The sequence below is a fragment of the Ketogulonicigenium vulgare WSH-001 genome, assembly GCF_000223375.1.
Classification (GTDB): domain Bacteria; phylum Pseudomonadota; class Alphaproteobacteria; order Rhodobacterales; family Rhodobacteraceae; genus Ketogulonicigenium; species Ketogulonicigenium vulgare.
Window position 1 is genome coordinate 198,365 of the sequence record NC_017384.1, and the last position, 16,839, is coordinate 215,203.

The following is a 16,839-nucleotide window of genomic DNA, read 5'->3' on the forward strand; positions in this document are numbered from 1 at the left end:
TCGCAGGTTTTTGTTGCATGCGCTGACCTGCGCCCTCTCAAATATATTTATCGTATATTTGCTGTGATCAAGCCGCCGCAAATACGGACAACCGGCAAAAAGCCGGGCATCAACAGAGAGGGAATGCCATGTTTAAACGTGCAAAGACCGCACTGCGGGCCACGGCGCTGGCCGCCGGTGCGCTGGGTGCGATGGGCCTGCCTGCCGTCGCGCAGACCGAGATTCGCGCCATCGGCTATACGTCGAACCTTTATTTGTGGGGGATGGAAGAGGCCTTTTACACCGGCCCCTTTGCCGAAGCCGCGGGCGATCTGGTTCGTATCGAGGCGATCCCGCATGATCTGGCCGGTCTGCGCGGCCCCGAGCTGCTGGCGCTGCTACAAGACGGCACGCTGCAAATCGCGTCGCAGAACATCAGCTATATGGCAGGCGATGACCCCCGTTTCGAGGCGCTGGACCTGTCGGGCGTCACCTTGACCAACGCGGACGCGCGCCTTGCGACCGACGCCTATCGCGGCGTGCTGGCCGATGTGCTGTCCGAGCGTTTCAACGTTCACCTGCTGGGCCTTGCCCCGCTGCCGAGCCAAGTGTTCTGGTGCCGTGATGTGATCAGCGGTCTGGACGATCTGGCGGGCAAAAAGATCCGCGTGTTCAATGCAACCACCTCGGATTTCGTGAATGCTGTCGGTGGCACCACCGTCACAATGCCCTTCGTCGAGGTGATCCCCGCCCTGCAACGCGGCGTCGCGGATTGCGCGGTGACGGGCACATCCTCGGGAAATACCGCCCGCTGGTTCGAGGTTACGCAATCGGTCTTTCCGCTGAACGTCGGCTGGTCGATGGTGTTCTGGGCGGCGAACAAAGACGCTTGGGATGGCTTCAGCCCCGAAGTGCAGGCGTTTTTGACCGAACAATACGGCATTCTCGAGGCCGAGGCTTGGGAAGCGCAAATCGTCCAGGATCTGGACGCTCTGTCCTGCTCGGCCGGCGGCGAATGCAACCTTGGCGTTTCGGCTTCGATGACCGTGGTTCCGGTCAGTGACGCGGATGCGGCCCGTGCGGCGGAAATCGTGCAAGCGGCCGTGCTGCCGAACTGGGCGTCGCGCTGCGGTGCGGATTGCGTGGCCGAATGGAATGGCACCGTTGGCGCCGCCATCGGTATCGAGGCTGCGCTGCCGTGATGACCGCCTCGCTCGCGCGTGGGCTCGACCGCCTTTTGGCCGGGCTGCGCACCTTGTCCTCTGCCGGTATTTGGATCGGCGGGGGCGGGCTGCTCGTCTTTTCATTCGCTGTTCTGGTCGAAGTCCTCATGCGGCGCTTTATGAACCATAGTTTCGCCGGGCTGGACGAGCTTGGCGGCTATATGCTGGCGATTGTCGGTGCCATCGCCTTTACTGAAACGCTGCTGCATCGCGGCCATATCCGTATCGATGTGATCCATGCGCGCGTTGGGCGACGCCTGCAATCGGCGCTGGATGTGCTGGCGATGCTGGGGGTGATCGTGTTTTTCGGCACGATGCTGTTCTATGCGCAGCATCTGCTGGGGCGCAGCATCGGGCTGCAATCACGCTCGATCAGTTCGCTGTCGGTCATCCTATGGGTGCCGCAATCCATCTGGTTTGCAGGGATCGCGCTGTTTGTCGTCACCGCCATGACGCTGCTGGCACGCGCCATCGTCGCGCTGCTGTTGGGTGATCGCGCCACGGCTGTCGCGCTGATCGGTCTGCGCAGCGCCGAAGAAGAACTCGCCGAAGAGGTCGAACTGACCGCAAACGCGCTGGGCGAGGAGCATCGCACATGATCATTGCTGTAACACTTATCTGCCTGTTCGCGCTGCTGTTCCTGTCCATTCCGGTGGCCGCAGCGCTGGGTCTGACGGGCATTGTCCTGTCCGAGCTGTTCGCATTTATGCCCGCGACGCGCGGTATGGGAAACATCTCGTGGCAGTCGATGAACGATGCGGTGCTGGTTGCCGTGCCGCTGTTCGTGCTGATGGGCGAGATCCTTTTGCGGTCCGGCGTTGCAGGGCGCATGTATGGCGCAATGGCGGGTTGGCTGACATGGCTGCCCGGCGGGCTGATCCACGCCAATATCGGCACCTCGACCCTGTTTGCCGCAACCTCGGGCAGCTCGGTCGCAACCGCTGCCACCGTTGGCACCACTGCCATCCCCGAGGCGAAGAAATACGGCTATAGCGAGCCGTTGTTTCTGGGCTCGCTGGCGGCGGCGGGGACGCTGGGGATTCTGATCCCGCCCTCGATCAATCTGATCTTGTATGGCGCGATGACGAATACCTCGATCCCGGCACTTTATCTGGCTGGGATCATTCCGGGCCTTGGCCTTGCGGTGCTGTTCAGCCTGACGGTTGTGGTAGCTTGTCTGATCAAGCCGGAACTGGGCGGACATCCGGTCATTGTGACGTGGCGCGAGCGGTTGACGAGCCTGCCGCATCTGATCCCGCCGCTGTTCATCTTTATGCTGGTGGTCGGCAGTATCTATGCCGGTTGGGCCACCCCGACCGAGGCGGCGGCGCTGGGCATCATCGGCGCGCTGTTCATCGCCGCGCTGGGCCGCACCTTGTCGATCCCGATGATCAAGGCCGCGCTGACCGGCACGATCCGCACCACGGGTATGTTGATGGCGATCATCGCCGCCGCCTATTTCCTGAACTATGTCTTTGGCGCCATCGGCCTGACGCGGATTGTGACGGCGTTCTTTGATGCGCTCGCGCTCAGCCCGTTCCAGACGCTGATGATCATCGTGGCGTTCTATCTGGTGGTCGGCCTGTTCATGGAAACGCTGTCGCTGATGGTGGCGACAGTGCCGATTTTCACGCCCGTCATCGTCAGCCTTGGCTATGATCCCGTGTGGTTCGGTATTCTGGTCATCATGCTGGTCGAAACCGCGCTGATCACGCCGCCGGTGGGGGTGAACCTGTTCGTCATCCAAGGCGTGCGCGACAAGGGCCCGATCTCGGACGTGATCCGGGGTGTTATGCCCTTTGTCGCGACATTGTTGCTGGCGATTGCGATCATGATCGCATTTCCGGCGATCGCACTGTTCCTGCCGGGGCTGGCGCAGTGATCTCGCTGCTGCCATCAGGTGCCGAGATCGGCATCGCGGCGGTCAAGGCCTTGGCCTGCGGCATTGCCGTCTGGGCCATGGTCAAAAGCGTCGACGGCGCGCCGCCACCGGTCGTTGCGATGGTCATAGGCCTGCCGGTGGTCTTTGCCGCAGGCTATCTGGCGATGGCTGGCGTGGTTGGCCCCGATTTTCTGATCGAGGTCGGCCTGCGCAGCGCGCAGACCATGCCCGCCGTGCTGACCTTTATCGTCGTTACGGGCCGCTTTTATAACCGCTTGCCGCTGCCCGCACTGCTTGGCGTGTCGCTGGCCGCCTGGCTGGTGGTGGCATGGACGCTCTCGGGCGGGGCAGAGCCTTGGCCGCTGCCTGCTAGCCTCAGCTTTGGGGTGGCCGCTCTGCTGTTGTCGCATCTGGTCTTTCCGATCAATGCCCGCTTTCCCATATCCGCCCGCGTCCAGCGTCCCGGCAGTGGGGCGTGGCGGGTGGCGCTGCAAGCGGCGGCGATGGTGCTGCTGCTGACGGTGGTCAGCCGCCTGATCGGTCCGCGCGGCAGCGCCGTTCTGGTCGCGCTACCCTTGGCGATGATCTTTCTGACCATCGGCATGAAATCCTCTGGCACGCTGAATGCGGCCGCCACCTATCAATCGGCGCGGCTGGCGATGCCCGGCCTTGTTGCCTATGTCGCCAGCTTTGCGCTGCTGACGCCTTTCACCGGCGGTCTTGCCGCCTGCTTTCTTGCATTCCTGCCGTCGCTTGCCGTCTCGGGCGCGGTGGTGGGCTTGCGCCTTTACCTGACACCAAAGGAGACCACATGACACATGGGCCTCAGACCGCACCCCAGATTGCGGACCCGATTGCCTTTCAACTGTTCCGCCATGCCATTACCGGCATCGCGAATGAAATGGCGCTGACCATTTTCCGCACCGCCTATTCGGGCGTGCTGAAGAATATCATGGATTACTCGACCGCGATTTGTGACCGCGAGGGGCGCCTTGCCGCCCAAGGCTTGTCGCTGCCCGGTCACCTGTGTTCGATCCCCGTCGCGCTGAAAGCCAGCATCGCCGCCATGGTCGAACCGATTGTCGATGGCGATATTCTGGTGATGAACGACCCCTATTCGGGCGGGATGCACCTGCCGGATATCTTCATCTTCAAACCGGTCTTCGTCGAGGATCAGATCGTCGCCTGGTGCTGCGCCGTCTGTCACCACACCGACGTTGGCGGTCGCGTCGCCGGATCGAATGCCGCTGACAGCACCGAGATTTTCCAAGAGGGCATCCGTATCCCGCCCCTGAAGCTGTTCCGCAAAGGGGTCGAGGATGCGACCCTGATGGCCATGCTGCGCGCCAATGTGCGTATGCCCGAACGTCTGGACGGCGATCTGCGCGGCCAACTGGCCGCCTGCCGCATCGCCGATCAGGGGTTGCAAGCCTTGGTGCGCAGCCATGGCCGCGCGAACTTCATGCGGCTGGTCGATGACCTGCTGAACTATTCCGAAATCCTGACCCGCGAGGCGCTAAAGCGACTGCCCGATGGCGAGGCGACCTTTGTCGATTATATCGACGATGATGGCGTCGATATCGGCAAGCCGATCAAGCTGGTCTGCACCGTGCGCAAGACGGGCGATAAGATGGTCGTCGACTGGACGGGATCTGCGCCGCAGGTCAAAGGCGCGATCAACAATACCTATTCCTACACGGCCGCAGCGGCCTTTACCGCCGTGAAAACCGTGCTGGGCGATGGTGCCCCCAATAACGACGGCTGTTTCCGCGCGGTCGAGGTAATCGCCCCCCCGGGCACGATCACCAATGCGCTGATGCCTGCCGCCTGCGCCGCACGCGGCCTGACCGGATTCCGCCTTGCCGATTGCGCCTTTGGCGCGCTGGCGAAACTTGCACCGGGGCGCGTTTTCGCCTGCGGCGACGGCGGCAATACCAATGTCTCGATTGGCGGCTATACCGCCGAGCGTAAGCCGTTCATCTTTGTGGACTTTGTCTCTGCCGCTTGGGGCGCGCGTCCGTGGAAAGACGGGCTAGAGGGCAACACCACCATGTTCGCCAATATGGCGTCCTATTCCACCGAGACGGTCGAAAGCGAGAATCCCCTGATCGTGACCGTCAACGAATTCGTTGATGACAGTGCAGGCGCGGGCAAATATCGCGGCGGCACCGCCATGCGCCGCGACTGGATGCTGCTAGAGGACGAGGCCACCCTTTCGGTGCGGGCCGATCGCCAATCCCATGCGCCTTACGGCCTGGATGGCGGCCATGATGGTGCCTTTGGTATCAATATCATGACCGTCAATGGCGCGGCGGCAAAGCTGACCTCCAAATTCACCATGACGATGCGCAAGGGCGATGTGTTCACGCACCATTTGCCCTCGGGTGGGGGCTATGGCGATCCGCTAGAGCGTGACCCCGCCGCCGTGTTCGAGGACTGGCTGGACGATTACTGCTCGGTTGAAACCGCGCGCGATATCTACGGCGTTATTTTGACTGATGCGGGCGTCGATCTGGATGCAACCACCGCTCGCCGCGCCCTGCTGCGCGCCGCCTGAAAGGACAAGACCCATGGAAAACGGAAAATGCCGTCTGGCGTTTGATATCGGCGGCACCTTTACGGACTTTATCCTCGAGGATGCTGCGGGCGATCTGCATACGTTCAAGACCCTAACAACCCACGAGGATTACACCGTCGCGATTGCCGAGGGCGTGAACCGCCTGCTGGCGCGCACCGGGATTGCGGCGGCGGATGTGGGGCAGGTGCTGCACGCGACGACGCTGGGGTCGAACACGCTGCTAGAACGCACCGGCGCGCGCACCGGCCTGATCACCACGCGCGGTTTTCGCGATGTGCTGGAAATCCGCGATCTGCGGATGCCGCGCCTTTATGATCAGGACTGGGACAAGCCTGAGACGCTGGTGCGCCGCCGCCGCCGCCGCGTGGTGACGGGCCGCATTCTGGCCGATGGCGCGGAAATGGAGCCGCTGAACGAGGCGGATGTCCGCGAGGCAGTGGAATTCCTCAAGGCCGAGGGCGTGACTTCCGTCGCCGTCTGCCTGATCAATTCCTATGCCAATCCCGCGCATGAAATCCGTGTGGGAGAAATCGTGCGCGAGATGTGGCCCGAGGTTCACCTCTCGCTCAGCCATGTACTGCTGCCCGAGGAGGGGGAATATCCCCGCACCTCGACCACGGTGATCAATGCTTATGTGCAGCCGATCCTAAAGGATTATGTCGCACGGCTGATGCAGTTGATGGAGGTGCAGGGGATCAACGCGCCGCTGTTCTTCATGCAATCGAATGGCGGGTTGACGCCCGCCTCTGTCGCGGCCGAGCAGCCGATCCATATTATCGAAAGCGGCCCTGCGGCAGGCGTAGTCGGCGCGTCCATCGTCGGTAAGGCGGGCGGCACGCCGACCGTCATCACGCTAGATATCGGCGGCACCACGGCCAAGGCCGCGCTGGTCGAAAACGGCACTCCGGGCAAAGCGACCGAGTTTCAGGTCGGCGGCCATGTCCTGCAGGTCGAACGTCTGCTGTCGGGCGGCGGCTTCACTCTGCGCGTGCCCGCGATTGATCTGGCCGAGGTGGGCGCGGGTGGCGGCTCGATCATTGCGTTGGATGCGGCGGGCGTGCCGCAGGTCGGCCCGCGCTCGGCTGGATCGAACCCCGGCCCTGCCTGCTATGGCCGCGGCGGCACCGAGCTGACGGTGACCGACTGCAACCTTGTGCTGGGCTATCTGAACGAAAACTCTATCGCTGGCGGCGAGATGATCTTGCAGCGCGATCTGGCGATGCAGGCGGCACAGGCGCAACTTGCAGGTCCGCTGGGCATGACGCCCGAGGCTGCGGCGCATGGTGTCTTTACCCTGTCCTGCGTCACGATGATCCAAGCCATCCGCGCGGTGACGACCGAACGGGGTCAGGACCCGCGCGACTTTGCCCTGTTCGCTTTTGGCGGCAACGGCCCGCTGTTCGCGGCGGGCATTGCGCAGACGCTGGGTTGTCCGAAAGTCATCGTGCCGCCCGCACCGGGGGTGTTCTCGGCGCTGGGCCTGCTGTGCGCCGAGGTCGAGATCCACAAATCCCGCAGCTATCGCGCAAGTGTTTCCGAAGATACCGTCGCCCATGCGCGCAGCCAACTGTCCGAAATGGCGCAGCAGGCCGAGGCCGAGGCGCAAAGCCCCGGTGGTCGCCTGACCGCCACGGCGCGGATGCGCTATGCGGGGCAATCCTCGGATCTGCTGGTGCATTTGGGTGATCCTGCAACCTTGGATGCAGCCCGCGTGCGCGCGGCCTTTGTCGCCGAGCATGACCGCATCTTTAAGTTCACCGCGCCCGAGGACGAGCCGGTGCGTTTCACCGCGATCGAGGTCGCCTATGCGCTGCCCGTCGGGCAGGTCGATATGGCGAAACGGCGGCTGGTCGGCAGCGGCACCCAGACGTCCCAGCGCGCGTGGTTCGGGCCGCAAACCGGTTGGCTGGATGCGCCCGTTGTGCCCCGCCCGGCACTGCAGCGTATCACCGGCCCTTGCATCATCACTGACCCCGATGCAACAACGCTGGTGCCGCCCGGCGCCGTTGCCGAAATGGCCGCAGGCGGTGCGATTATCATCACGTTGCCGCAACAAGCTGGCAGCACCAAGAGCGAGCGAAGTGACGTTGAATATGCCTGACATCCTGCCCCACGTCGTTGCCGCCCCCGCCCGTATCGGCGATCCGGCAGCGATGGTGGACACGCCCGCGCTGGTCATCGACTTGGACGTGTTTGACGCGAATATCGCGCGGATGAAGGCCTATGCCGCGCAGATGGGGGTGGCCCTGCGTCCCCATGCGAAAACGCATAAATCGGCTGATATCGCCCTGTTGCAAATGCAGCAGGGCGGCGCGGTCGGGGTCTGCTGTCAAAAGGTCTCTGAGGCGGTGGCGCTGGCGGATGCCGGTGTCACCGATATTCTGATCGCGAATGAGGTTGTCGGCCCCGCAAAAGTCGCGGCGCTGGCCGCCCTTGCGGGCCGGATCAAACTGGCGGTTTGCGCGGATCATCCCGTGCAGGTCGCCGCCTATAGCGCGGCGGCGGTGCAGGCCGGTGTCACGCTGGATGTGCTGGTCGAGATTGACTGCGGCTCGCATCGCTGCGGCGTGCAGCCGGGGCAGCCGGCCGTTGATCTGGCGCTGGCGATTGATGCGGCGCCGAACCTGCATTTTGCGGGGCTGCAAAGCTATTTCGGTCGCGCGCAGCATATCTATGACGCGGCCGAGCGGCGCGCCGCGCTGGAGGTCTCGCTCAAGCTGACGGCGGATACGCGCGATGCCATCCGTGCAGCGGGCCTGACCTGTGATCGCGTCACGGGCGCTGGGACGGGCACTTACGGCGTCGAGGGAGCCTCGGGCGTTTATACTGAGATCCAGCCGGGTTCTTATGTCTTCATGGATGCCGATTACAACCGCGTGGCCGAGACGGGTGGTTTTGCCCAATCGTTGCATGTGGTGGCGACGGTCCTGAGCACCTCGCCGGGACAGGCGGTCTGTGATGCGGGGCTAAAGGCCAGCGCCACCGATTGCGGCCCGCCGCAGATTGCATGGCCAAAGGGCGTGACCTGTGGCACCTTGTCGGACGAGCATGGGAATGTGGTCGATCCGGATGCGATCTTGCAGATCGGCGACCGCGTCGGCCTTATTCCCGGCCATATCGACCCGACCTGCAATCTGCATGATTGGTATGTCGGTGTGCGGGGTGGCGTGGTTGAAACCCTATGGCCCGTCACCGCGCGGGGCAGGCTATTTTAGATGTCAGTACAACCCGCATCCGAGGGCAGTCCCACACAGGTCGATCTGGCGGTCGAACTGCTGCGCGATCGCATTATGGATCTGACGATCGAGCCGGGCAGCCGGATCGACGAACGCCTGCTGGTCGAGCAGTTCGGCCTTGGCCGCACCCCCTCGCGCGAGGCGTTGAACCGCCTTGTGTCCGAGGGGTTCGTCCAGATCCGGCCTGCGCGCGGGGGGGCGGTCGTCACGCCGCTGGGATTTCAGGATTTCGGTGAATTGATCGAGGCCTATCAGTTTTGCGAATCCATCCTCGGGCTGCGGGTGCAGCCGGATCACCCGCAGCTGTATGACGATCTATGCGCGATTCAGGCGCGCTATCGCGTTGCGGTCGAGGCGCGGGATTTTCTGCTCATCACCCAGATCAATATCGAATTCCACATGCGCCTGCACGAGACGTTGCGCAATTCGCTGATCCGCGATTTTGCCTTGAAAATGCACCGGCTTGTCGCGCGGGTGCTGAATTACACCTATGCGAACGAGCTGCCCGAAACCCTGCATCAAGCCGAACAATTCCGCCTGAACTTGGAACAGCACGACGCGATTATCGAGGCCGTGCGCCTGCGGGATAAGCCGACTTTGGCCAAGCTGCTGCCCGATCATGCGGGCTTTATCCACCACCGTCTGGTCTATCTGCTGGACCGCCGCCTTGTCGCGGCAGAGGGGCTAGAGCCGCCGCAGATCGGCTAGCTCAGGCGAAATCAGAAAACTTTGGTGGCGGGCCTTTTTGTTGGGCCATCCAGTCCAGCTTGCTGCGCAAAAAGGCCAGCATACCGTCGATCTCGTGCCGCTGTTGTTCCAGCCGGGCGATGTGGTCGGACAGCAGGGTCCGGGTTCGGTCCGGGTTGTCCGCGTCCTGCGTATAATCCGCGATCATATCGCCGATTTCAGACAAAGATGATCCCAGCGCCTGATGCACGCGGATGATGCGCGCCAGCTCGACATCTTTGTCGCCAAAGATCTGATAGGGGCGCGAGCCGCCCTTGATGCCCTGCTGGGGATGCAACAATCCGCGCCGGACGTAAAAACGCACAGTCTCGCGCGGCAGACCTGTTTCACGGGCAAATTCGGCGATCAGCATGGCATTTTCCCTGTTGACTGTGGAGTTCGCTCCGCAGTTATAGGCTGTGTTCGTCTGAATTTGGAGAGTGAAATGACGAACATGATTGCAAAAGTCCCGATGGGGAAAGAGGGCGTGCTGGTCGGTCGGCAGGGTCTGGGCTGCATGGGCATGAGCGAGTTTTACGGCGCGGCTGATCCCGATGCCTCGCGCCGCGTGCTGGATCTGGCGCTGGATCTGGGCGTGACGCATTTCGACACCGCCGATATGTATGGCGTTGGCGCGAATGAGGAATTCCTGGCGCCTTTCCTGCGTGACAACCGCAAGCGCGCCCATATCGCGACCAAATACGGCTATCGCCGCAGCCTTGATACGCCTGATGATTGGGGCGTGACGAATGATCCGGCCCATATCCACCGCGCGGTCGATGCCTCGCTGCACCGCCTCGGCGTCGAGGTGATCGATCTGTATTACATGCACCGCCGCGATCCTGCCGTGCCATTGGCCGATTCGATCGGGGCGATGGCGGATCTGGTGCAGGCAGGCAAAGTCCGCGCGCTGGGTCTGTGCGAGGTCAGCGCCACTGAGCTGTCCGAGGCACATGCCATCCATCCCATCGCTGCCCTGCAATCGGAATGGTCGGTCTTTTCGCGCGATATCGAGGCCGAGGTCGCAGCCACCGCCGCCCGTCTTGGCACCGCTATCGTCCCCTTTGCACCGCTGGGGCGTGGGTTGCTGACCGGCGCGCTGTCGCTGGCGGCGGATGATGCGCGCCGCCATTTCCCGCGCTTTTCCGAGGCTAATCTGGATGCGAACACCCGCGCGGCGCAGGTGATTGGCGCGCTTGCGGCGGCGCGCGGCGTGTCCCCTGCCCAGATCGCGCTGGCGTGGCTGCATGACCGTGCCCGCGTCTTTGGGGTCACCGTCATCCCGATCCCCGGCACGCGTCAGCCGGCCCGCCTGCGCGAAAACCTTGGGGCGCTGGATATCACACTGACGGCGGATGAGTTGGCCACGCTCGCGCCGCTGGCTGCCCAAGTGCAGGGGCAGCGTGTCTGAGGGGCTTGACAAAAGGTCCTCGGATTATTTATTTCCAAACGGTCGGAAATAAATAGGTGAACCATGCCGCGCCCCCGCAAACATGACCAAAGCCAGATCCTTGACGCGGTTGAACGCGTCGTCGCCCGCGACGGCGTGTTGACTGTGGATGCTGTCGCGAAAGAGGCAGGCGTCTCGAAAGCGACGGTTTTGTATGAGCATGCCAGCAAAAAGGATCTGGTGGGGGCGCTGGTCGCGCGCACCATCGCGGCGGATAATGCCTTCAACGCGGCGGCGGCTGCGGAATTTACCGGGCCGGATGCAGCGCTGCGCGGCCGCATCAGTGCCGCGCGCCGCAGCCCGCCGCAACAGGGCGGCAACGCCGCCGTCCTCGCGCTGGTGGCGGCGCTGTTGCAGGATGCCGATTTGCGTGGTGACTTCCGGCGCAACCAGAACGCGCTGGGTCAGGCACTGCTGGACGGTGCCAGCCACCCCCGCGCGGCACGGCTGGCGTGGCTCGCCCTCGAGGGGTTGAAGTTCCAGCAGTATCTAGAACTGCATGAATGGTCCGATGCCGCGCGCGCTGAAATTCTGCAAGATATTGAAAACCTTGCCCTAACAGGCAACATCGAACCGGAGGTAGGGGATGACTGATCACCCCGTCTTTATCACCGGCGCCAGCGGCTATGTCGGTCGCAACCTTGTGCGCCACTTTGTTTCCAAAGGCCAAACCGTGATTGGCCTCGTCCGCTCGGACGCCGCTGCCGCGCGGGTCAAGGCGCTGGGCGGCGCGCCGGTAATCGGCGATGTGCTGACCAGCGACCTTGCGCCCCTAATGGCGGGGGCGGGCGTCCTGATCCATGCCGCCGCCAGCCTTGACCACGGGCCGGGCGCGCAGGCGGCGGCAGACAACCGCGAGGGCACGCGCCGCACCTTTATCGCCGCGCGCGATGCGGGCCTGACGACCGCCGTGCAGATCAGCACCGATTCTGTGCTGCAATCGGGCCAGCCGCTGCATAACGTGACCGAGGATACACCCTATCCCGCCCGTCCCGCCGGGGCCTATAGCGCAGGTAAGGCGCAGGCCGAGGTGATTGCGCGCGGCTTTTCCGATGATATGCGCGTGCTGATCCTGCGCCCGCGCATGGTCTGGGGCCGCGACGATAGCACAGCGCTGCCGACACTGGTGGCGGCGGTAAAATCGGGAAAATTCGCGTGGATTTCAGGGGGCGATTACCTCAGCTCGACCACCCATATCGCGAACCTATGTCACGGCGTCGATCTGGCCATCGCGCGCGGGCGCGCGGGGCAGGTTTATCACATCACCGACGGTGCCCCGCGCACCTTCCGCAAGACGGTCACGGGCCTGTTGGCGACCCAAGGTTTGGCCGCGAGCCATAAATCCGTGCCGCGGGGCCTGCTGCGCAGCATCGCACAGACCGGCGATGCGCTGTATCGCCTCAGCGGCGGTCGCATCCGTGGCCCGCTGAGTTTTCAGGAATATGCGACCAGCGCGGTGGAAATCACGCTCAATAGCCTCAAGGCGCAGCGTGATCTGGGCTATGCGCCGGTCATCACATGGGAGGACGGTCTGGCCGAGCTTCGCGCCGCGTCAGACCGATCGGATCAACCCGCCGTCAACGCGGATGTTCTGACCGGTGATATAGCCCGCGCCCTCTGACAGCAAAAAGGCGACGGTCGCGGCGATCTCTGCGGCCTCGCCATAGCGGCCCATCGGCACGCTATCGCGCCGCTCGTCCGTGGCGGGCAGGCTATCGATCCAGCCGGGCAGCACATTGTTGATGCGGATGCCTTTGGGCGCATACTCATCGGCATAGATCTTGGTGAATGTCCCAAGGCTTGCACGGAACGCGGCCGAGGTCGGGAACATTGCGGTGGGCTGCGTCACCCATGCGGTCGAGATATTCACAATCGCGCCCGTGCCTTGCGCCTCCATGATCGGGGTGACAAGGCGGATGGGGCGCAGGGCGGACAGGAAGTAAACCTCCATCCCGTGATGCCAATCGGCATCGCTGATCTGCAAGATCGGCGCGCGGGGGCCGTGGCCTGCGCTGTTCACCAGCGCATCGACGCGGCCCCATTTATCCATCACCAGATCGACCAGCCGCGCCAGATCATCGGGCACAAGGTTCGATCCGGTGATGCCGATGCCGCCCAATTCCTGGGCCAAAGCCTCGCCCTTGCCCGATGACGACAGGATCGCCACCCGATAGCCGTCGGCGGCCAGTTTGCGCGCGCTGGCCGCACCCATGCCCGAGCCGCCTGCTGTGATGATTGCAACTTTCTGATCGGTCATGGCGGCTCCTTTGCGCGCAACGGCTGTTAGGGCAGGGTATGGCCCGCTGCGGTGAACAGTCTATACCATTCCTCGCGGCTGAGCGTCACACCCGCGCCCGCGACGCATTCGGTGATGCGTGCGGGTTTTGTCGTGCCCAGCACCACCTGAATATTGGCCGGATGGCGCGTGATCCATGCGACGGCAATGCCGGTGGGTGTCACGCCATGGGCGGCTGCGAGCTGATCCAGCGCCTCGTTCAGCGGGCCATAGTTTTCGCGGTCACCAATGAACGTGCCGTCAAAAAACGCCTTTTGGAACGGCGACCAGGCTTGCAGCACCATGCCGTTTAGACGGGTATAGTCCATCAGGCCGATATCGCGCGACACCGACTGCGCGAGGCCGCCCATATTCGCGGCAATCCCCTGTGCGATCAGATTGGAATGGGTGATGCTCAGCTGCATCTGGTTGAACCGCAGCGGTTGGCGCACGGTGCGTTTCAACAGCTCGATCTGACCCGGCGTGTGGTTCGAGACGCCGAAATGGCGTACCTTTCCCGCGGCATAAAGAGTGTCAAACGCCTCTGCGACCTCTTCGGGTTCGACCAGCGCATCGGGGCGGTGCAGCAGCAGCACGTCCAGATAATCGGTTTTCAGCGCGGCCAGCGAGCCATCGACGGTGCGCAAGATATGTTCGCGCGAGAAATCGAAATAGCCGGGGCGGATGCCGACTTTGCTTTGGATGACAATCTGTTCGCGCTGGGCGGCTGACAGTGTGATCGCCTCGCCAAAGCGGGTCTCGCAGCCGTGGCGGGCGCCGCCATAGATATCGGCGTGGTCAAAGGTGTTGATGCCAGCCGCCACCGCCGCATCGAACAGGGCGCGGATCTCGGTATTCTCCATCTGGGCGATGCGCATCATACCAAGCACGACGCTGGACATCTGCAGATTGGTATGGGGGACGGTATAGGTTTTCATCTGAAATGCGCCTTGAAACGAAATGTTCCTGCCAAGAATGCGTAAGGGATCAAGATGATTCAATGCGATAATGCGGTAGCTGGGCCAGTGCAGCTGCGCGGGGATTGTCATCTGCGGCGGCGGGGTCTAGCCTGTGCCGGTTCGGCAAGGATTGCCGGGCAGACGTTCTCGGGGCGGGGTGCGATTCCCCACCGGCGGTATTTGCGCCACAAGCGCATCAGCCCGCGAGCGCCCATGCCATCAGGGATGGGGTCAGCAGATCCGGTGTGAACCCGGAGCCGACGGTATAGTCCGGATGAGAGAGAACACATGAAGGTACGGCACTTGCTTGCTTTGGCAAGTCGGGGCCTTTGCCGTCATGCGCCCTTGGGTTTGTCTTTATTTTTAGACAAAACGGGTCACTCCCAATGACACAAACACAAGACGTTCATGCGATTGCCGCTGCCGCCCAAAGGGCGGTGCTGGCGGCGCGCGCCTATCAGGGGGCGACAGCCCCCAATCCGCCGGTCGGCTGCGCCATTTTGGACAGCAAAGGCGCAGTGCTGGCGGTGGCCGCGCATCAAAAGGCCGGCAGCGCCCATGCCGAGGCTTTGGCGATCGCCGCCTGCCGCGCCGCCGGCACTTATGATCAGATCGACACCTTTGTTGTGACGCTCGAGCCGTGCAACCACCATGGCCGGACAGCGCCCTGCACCGATGCGATCCTGCAAACGCCCGCACGGCGCGTCTTTATCGGTGCGCGTGACCCAAATCCGCGCGTTGCCGGTGGCGGCACGGCGCGCCTGCGCGCGGCGGGGCTGGCGGTGTATGACTGGCAGGCGCTTGGCATGGCCGGGACCTGTACCGGGATCGGGGCCGATGCGCTGATCGCGCCGTTTCGCAAACGGGTGCTGACGGGGCGACCTTGGATCACGGTGAAACAGGTGGTGGATGCGGGCGGTTCGATGATCCCACCCGCAGGCCGCAAGACCTTTGCGCGGCAAAGCTCACTCGAGCTTGCCCATGCCATGCGGCGCCGGGCCGAGGTCATCGTGACAGGCGCTGGCACTGTGCTGGCGGATTGGCCGTTGTTCACCGTGCGCCATCTGGCGGATTTCCCCGATCACCGCCGCGCGCTGGTGGTGCTGGATCGCCGCGGCCGGGTGCCTACGCGCTATCTGACGGATGCGCAGACGCGCGGCTTTGATGCGCGCATCGCAACCGATCTGGCAGAGGCGCTGCATGATCCCCGCGCCACCGAGGTGCTGGTCGAGGCGGGCCCGATCCTGACCGATGCCGTGCTGCAAAGCGCGCTTTGGGATCAGCACGTGTTGATCCGTGTCGGTGCCGACGCCGACACCATCACAACCACCTATCGCGAGGCATCCCATGTCGCTGCATGACGCCATCACCGCCCTGCAAGCGGGCCGTATGATCATCCTGACCGATGACGAAAGCCGCGAGAACGAGGGCGATCTGATCCTGCCCGCGCAATTCGCCACACCCGAGGCGATCAACTTTATGGCGATGCACGGGCGCGGGTTGATCTGCCTTGCGCTGACTGGCGCGCAGGTTGACCGGCTTGGCCTGCCGCCAATGGTGGGGGTGAACCGGGCGAACCGTTCGACCGCTTTCACCGTGTCGGTCGAGGCGCGCGTGGGCATCACCACCGGCATTTCCGCCGCTGACCGTGCCACGACGATGCGGCTTGCGGCCGCGCCGGACGTGCGGGCGGGGGATATCGTCTCGCCCGGCCATGTCTTTCCGCTGCGCGCCGCAGCGGGCGGCGTGCTGGCGCGCGATGGCCATACCGAGGGCGGCACCGATTTGATGCGTCTTGCCGGTCTGCACGACGGCGCCGTGATTTGCGAGATCATGCGCGATGACGGCCAGATGGCGCGCGCCGATGATTTGCAGGCCTTCGCGGCGCGGCACGACCTGCCGATCATCAGCATCCACGATATCGCCGAACATCGTCTGCGCCATGAAAATCTGCTGGATCAGGTGGCGCAGACCGTGCTGCCGACGGTTCATGGCAGGTTCCAGACGCATGCCTTCCGCAGCCAATTGGATGGGCAAGAGCATCTGGCACTGGTCAACGGCGGCGATGACATCCCGCTGGTGCGGCTGCATTCGGAATGCCTGACGGGCGATGTGCTGGGATCTTTGCGCTGCGATTGCGGACCGCAGTTGCAGACGGCACTGCAATTGATCGGCGATCAGGGTGGTCTGCTGCTGTACCTGCGCGGTCACGAAGGGCGCGGCATCGGTCTTGCCGAAAAGATGCGGGCCTATGCGCTGCAAGACGCGGGGCTAGACACGATTGCCGCGAACGAGGCGCTGGGCCATCCCGCCGACGCCCGCGCCTATTGGCCCGCCGCGCATATGCTGCGCGCATTGGGGCGATCGCGTATCCGGCTGCTGACGAATAACCCCGAGAAAGCCGCCGCGCTGGTGCGTTACGGCATCGACGTGGTCGAGGTTGTCCCGCTGCGCATCGCGCCGAACCCCTTCAACCAAACCTATCTGGACACCAAGCGCACGCGCCTTGGCCATACACTATAATCAAAGGA

16 protein-coding genes and 1 riboswitch are annotated in these 16,839 nt (G+C 63.5%); of the genes, 13 read left to right on the plus strand and 3 right to left on the minus strand.

From position 1 onward, the window contains the following. Positions 1 to 128: 128 nt before the first annotated feature. From KVU_RS00970 to KVU_RS01005, 8 genes are read left to right on the plus strand one after another with little or no spacing between them, the layout of a single operon-like run. The gene (locus KVU_RS00970; protein ID WP_013383445.1) at positions 129 to 1,181 is read left to right on the plus strand and encodes a TRAP transporter substrate-binding protein; all 1,053 of its coding nucleotides are present in this window, start codon (positions 129 to 131) and stop codon (positions 1,179 to 1,181) included. Beyond that, on the plus strand, positions 1,181 to 1,801 hold the full coding sequence (locus tag KVU_RS00975; RefSeq protein ID WP_013383446.1) for a TRAP transporter small permease subunit: 621 nt from the start codon (positions 1,181 to 1,183) through the stop codon (positions 1,799 to 1,801). The genes KVU_RS00970 and KVU_RS00975 overlap by 1 nt, the downstream gene beginning before the upstream one ends. Further along, on the plus strand, positions 1,798 to 3,084 hold the full coding sequence (locus tag KVU_RS00980; RefSeq protein WP_013383447.1) for a TRAP transporter large permease: 1,287 nt from the start codon (positions 1,798 to 1,800) through the stop codon (positions 3,082 to 3,084). Before KVU_RS00975 ends, KVU_RS00980 begins: the two co-directional genes overlap by 4 nt. Continuing rightward, positions 3,081 to 3,899 carry a hypothetical protein gene (locus tag KVU_RS00985; protein ID WP_013383448.1) on the plus strand — a complete coding sequence of 273 codons (819 nt, stop codon included), beginning with the start codon at positions 3,081 to 3,083 and terminating at the stop codon, positions 3,897 to 3,899. Before KVU_RS00980 ends, KVU_RS00985 begins: the two co-directional genes overlap by 4 nt. After that, positions 3,896 to 5,641, plus strand: coding sequence for a hydantoinase B/oxoprolinase family protein (locus KVU_RS00990; RefSeq protein WP_013383449.1), 1,746 nt, complete (start codon positions 3,896 to 3,898; stop codon positions 5,639 to 5,641). Before KVU_RS00985 ends, KVU_RS00990 begins: the two co-directional genes overlap by 4 nt. A 13-nt stretch (positions 5,642 to 5,654) precedes the next feature. Continuing rightward, positions 5,655 to 7,763: a hydantoinase/oxoprolinase family protein gene (locus tag KVU_RS00995; protein WP_013383450.1), complete on the plus strand. Its 2,109-nt coding sequence runs from the start codon at positions 5,655 to 5,657 to the stop codon at positions 7,761 to 7,763. Next, entirely contained in the window at positions 7,744 to 8,877 is a 1,134-nt protein-coding gene (locus KVU_RS01000; RefSeq protein WP_236953128.1) for a DSD1 family PLP-dependent enzyme, read from the plus strand. Before KVU_RS00995 ends, KVU_RS01000 begins: the two co-directional genes overlap by 20 nt. After that, positions 8,878 to 9,606, plus strand: coding sequence for a GntR family transcriptional regulator (locus tag KVU_RS01005; protein ID WP_013383452.1), 729 nt, complete (start codon positions 8,878 to 8,880; stop codon positions 9,604 to 9,606). 1 nt (position 9,607) lies between these two features. Here KVU_RS01005 and KVU_RS01010 read toward each other — a convergent pair whose 3' ends face one another. Beyond that, positions 9,608 to 9,997 (minus strand): helix-turn-helix domain-containing protein, encoded by a 390-nt coding sequence (locus KVU_RS01010; protein ID WP_013383453.1) that lies wholly within the window; start codon positions 9,995 to 9,997, stop codon positions 9,608 to 9,610. Between the two features lie 72 nt (positions 9,998 to 10,069). On the opposite strand from KVU_RS01010, the gene KVU_RS01015 reads away from it, so the two are divergent. The 3 genes from KVU_RS01015 to KVU_RS01025 all read left to right on the plus strand — a co-directional run bounded on the left by KVU_RS01015 (position 10,070) and on the right by KVU_RS01025 (position 12,695). Further along, positions 10,070 to 11,035 (plus strand): aldo/keto reductase, encoded by a 966-nt coding sequence (locus KVU_RS01015; protein ID WP_014537462.1) that lies wholly within the window; start codon positions 10,070 to 10,072, stop codon positions 11,033 to 11,035. A 63-nt stretch (positions 11,036 to 11,098) separates the two neighbouring features. After that, on the plus strand, positions 11,099 to 11,668 hold the full coding sequence (locus KVU_RS01020) for a TetR/AcrR family transcriptional regulator (protein WP_013383455.1): 570 nt from the start codon (positions 11,099 to 11,101) through the stop codon (positions 11,666 to 11,668). Further along, positions 11,661 to 12,695 carry an NAD-dependent epimerase/dehydratase family protein gene (locus KVU_RS01025; RefSeq protein WP_013383456.1) on the plus strand — a complete coding sequence of 345 codons (1,035 nt, stop codon included), beginning with the start codon at positions 11,661 to 11,663 and terminating at the stop codon, positions 12,693 to 12,695. The genes KVU_RS01020 and KVU_RS01025 overlap by 8 nt, the downstream gene beginning before the upstream one ends. Here KVU_RS01025 and KVU_RS01030 read toward each other — a convergent pair. Together KVU_RS01030 and KVU_RS01035 are read right to left on the minus strand one after the other, a co-directional pair. Further along, positions 12,627 to 13,331: an SDR family oxidoreductase gene (locus tag KVU_RS01030; protein ID WP_014537463.1), complete on the minus strand. Its 705-nt coding sequence runs from the start codon at positions 13,329 to 13,331 to the stop codon at positions 12,627 to 12,629. The two genes, KVU_RS01025 and KVU_RS01030, sit on opposite strands and share 69 nt — an antisense overlap. A 26-nt stretch (positions 13,332 to 13,357) precedes the next feature. After that, the gene (locus KVU_RS01035) at positions 13,358 to 14,287 is read right to left on the minus strand and encodes an aldo/keto reductase (protein ID WP_060486295.1); all 930 of its coding nucleotides are present in this window, start codon (positions 14,285 to 14,287) and stop codon (positions 13,358 to 13,360) included. Between the two features lie 160 nt (positions 14,288 to 14,447). After that, positions 14,448 to 14,598, plus strand: a riboswitch (FMN riboswitch). A gap of 96 nt (positions 14,599 to 14,694) precedes the next feature. Here KVU_RS01035 and ribD point away from each other — a divergent pair. Next, positions 14,695 to 15,669, plus strand: a complete 975-nt coding sequence (gene ribD, locus KVU_RS01040) for a bifunctional diaminohydroxyphosphoribosylaminopyrimidine deaminase/5-amino-6-(5-phosphoribosylamino)uracil reductase RibD (protein WP_013383458.1) — start codon at positions 14,695 to 14,697, stop codon at positions 15,667 to 15,669. Then, positions 15,656 to 16,831 carry a 3,4-dihydroxy-2-butanone-4-phosphate synthase gene (gene ribB, locus KVU_RS01045; RefSeq protein WP_014537465.1) on the plus strand — a complete coding sequence of 392 codons (1,176 nt, stop codon included), beginning with the start codon at positions 15,656 to 15,658 and terminating at the stop codon, positions 16,829 to 16,831. The genes ribD and ribB overlap by 14 nt, the downstream gene beginning before the upstream one ends. The last annotated feature ends 8 nt before the right edge of the window (positions 16,832 to 16,839 follow it).

Coding starts and splice junctions, on each gene's coding strand:
- KVU_RS00990 (WP_013383449.1), top strand. CDS start 3,896: ATGACACATGGGCCTCAGACCGCACCCCAGATTGCGGACCCGATTGCC.
- KVU_RS00975 (WP_013383446.1), top strand. CDS start 1,181: ATGACCGCCTCGCTCGCGCGTGGGCTCGACCGCCTTTTGGCCGGGCTG.
- KVU_RS01025 (WP_013383456.1), top strand. CDS start 11,661: ATGACTGATCACCCCGTCTTTATCACCGGCGCCAGCGGCTATGTCGGT.
- KVU_RS01030 (WP_014537463.1), bottom strand. CDS start 13,331: ATGACCGATCAGAAAGTTGCAATCATCACAGCAGGCGGCTCGGGCATG.
- KVU_RS01010 (WP_013383453.1), bottom strand. CDS start 9,997: ATGCTGATCGCCGAATTTGCCCGTGAAACAGGTCTGCCGCGCGAGACT.
- KVU_RS00980 (WP_013383447.1), top strand. CDS start 1,798: ATGATCATTGCTGTAACACTTATCTGCCTGTTCGCGCTGCTGTTCCTG.
- ribD (WP_013383458.1), top strand. CDS start 14,695: ATGACACAAACACAAGACGTTCATGCGATTGCCGCTGCCGCCCAAAGG.
- KVU_RS00970 (WP_013383445.1), top strand. CDS start 129: ATGTTTAAACGTGCAAAGACCGCACTGCGGGCCACGGCGCTGGCCGCC.
- KVU_RS01015 (WP_014537462.1), top strand. CDS start 10,070: ATGACGAACATGATTGCAAAAGTCCCGATGGGGAAAGAGGGCGTGCTG.
- KVU_RS00995 (WP_013383450.1), top strand. CDS start 5,655: ATGGAAAACGGAAAATGCCGTCTGGCGTTTGATATCGGCGGCACCTTT.
- KVU_RS01020 (WP_013383455.1), top strand. CDS start 11,099: ATGCCGCGCCCCCGCAAACATGACCAAAGCCAGATCCTTGACGCGGTT.
- ribB (WP_014537465.1), top strand. CDS start 15,656: ATGTCGCTGCATGACGCCATCACCGCCCTGCAAGCGGGCCGTATGATC.
- KVU_RS01035 (WP_060486295.1), bottom strand. CDS start 14,287: ATGAAAACCTATACCGTCCCCCATACCAATCTGCAGATGTCCAGCGTC.
- KVU_RS01005 (WP_013383452.1), top strand. CDS start 8,878: ATGTCAGTACAACCCGCATCCGAGGGCAGTCCCACACAGGTCGATCTG.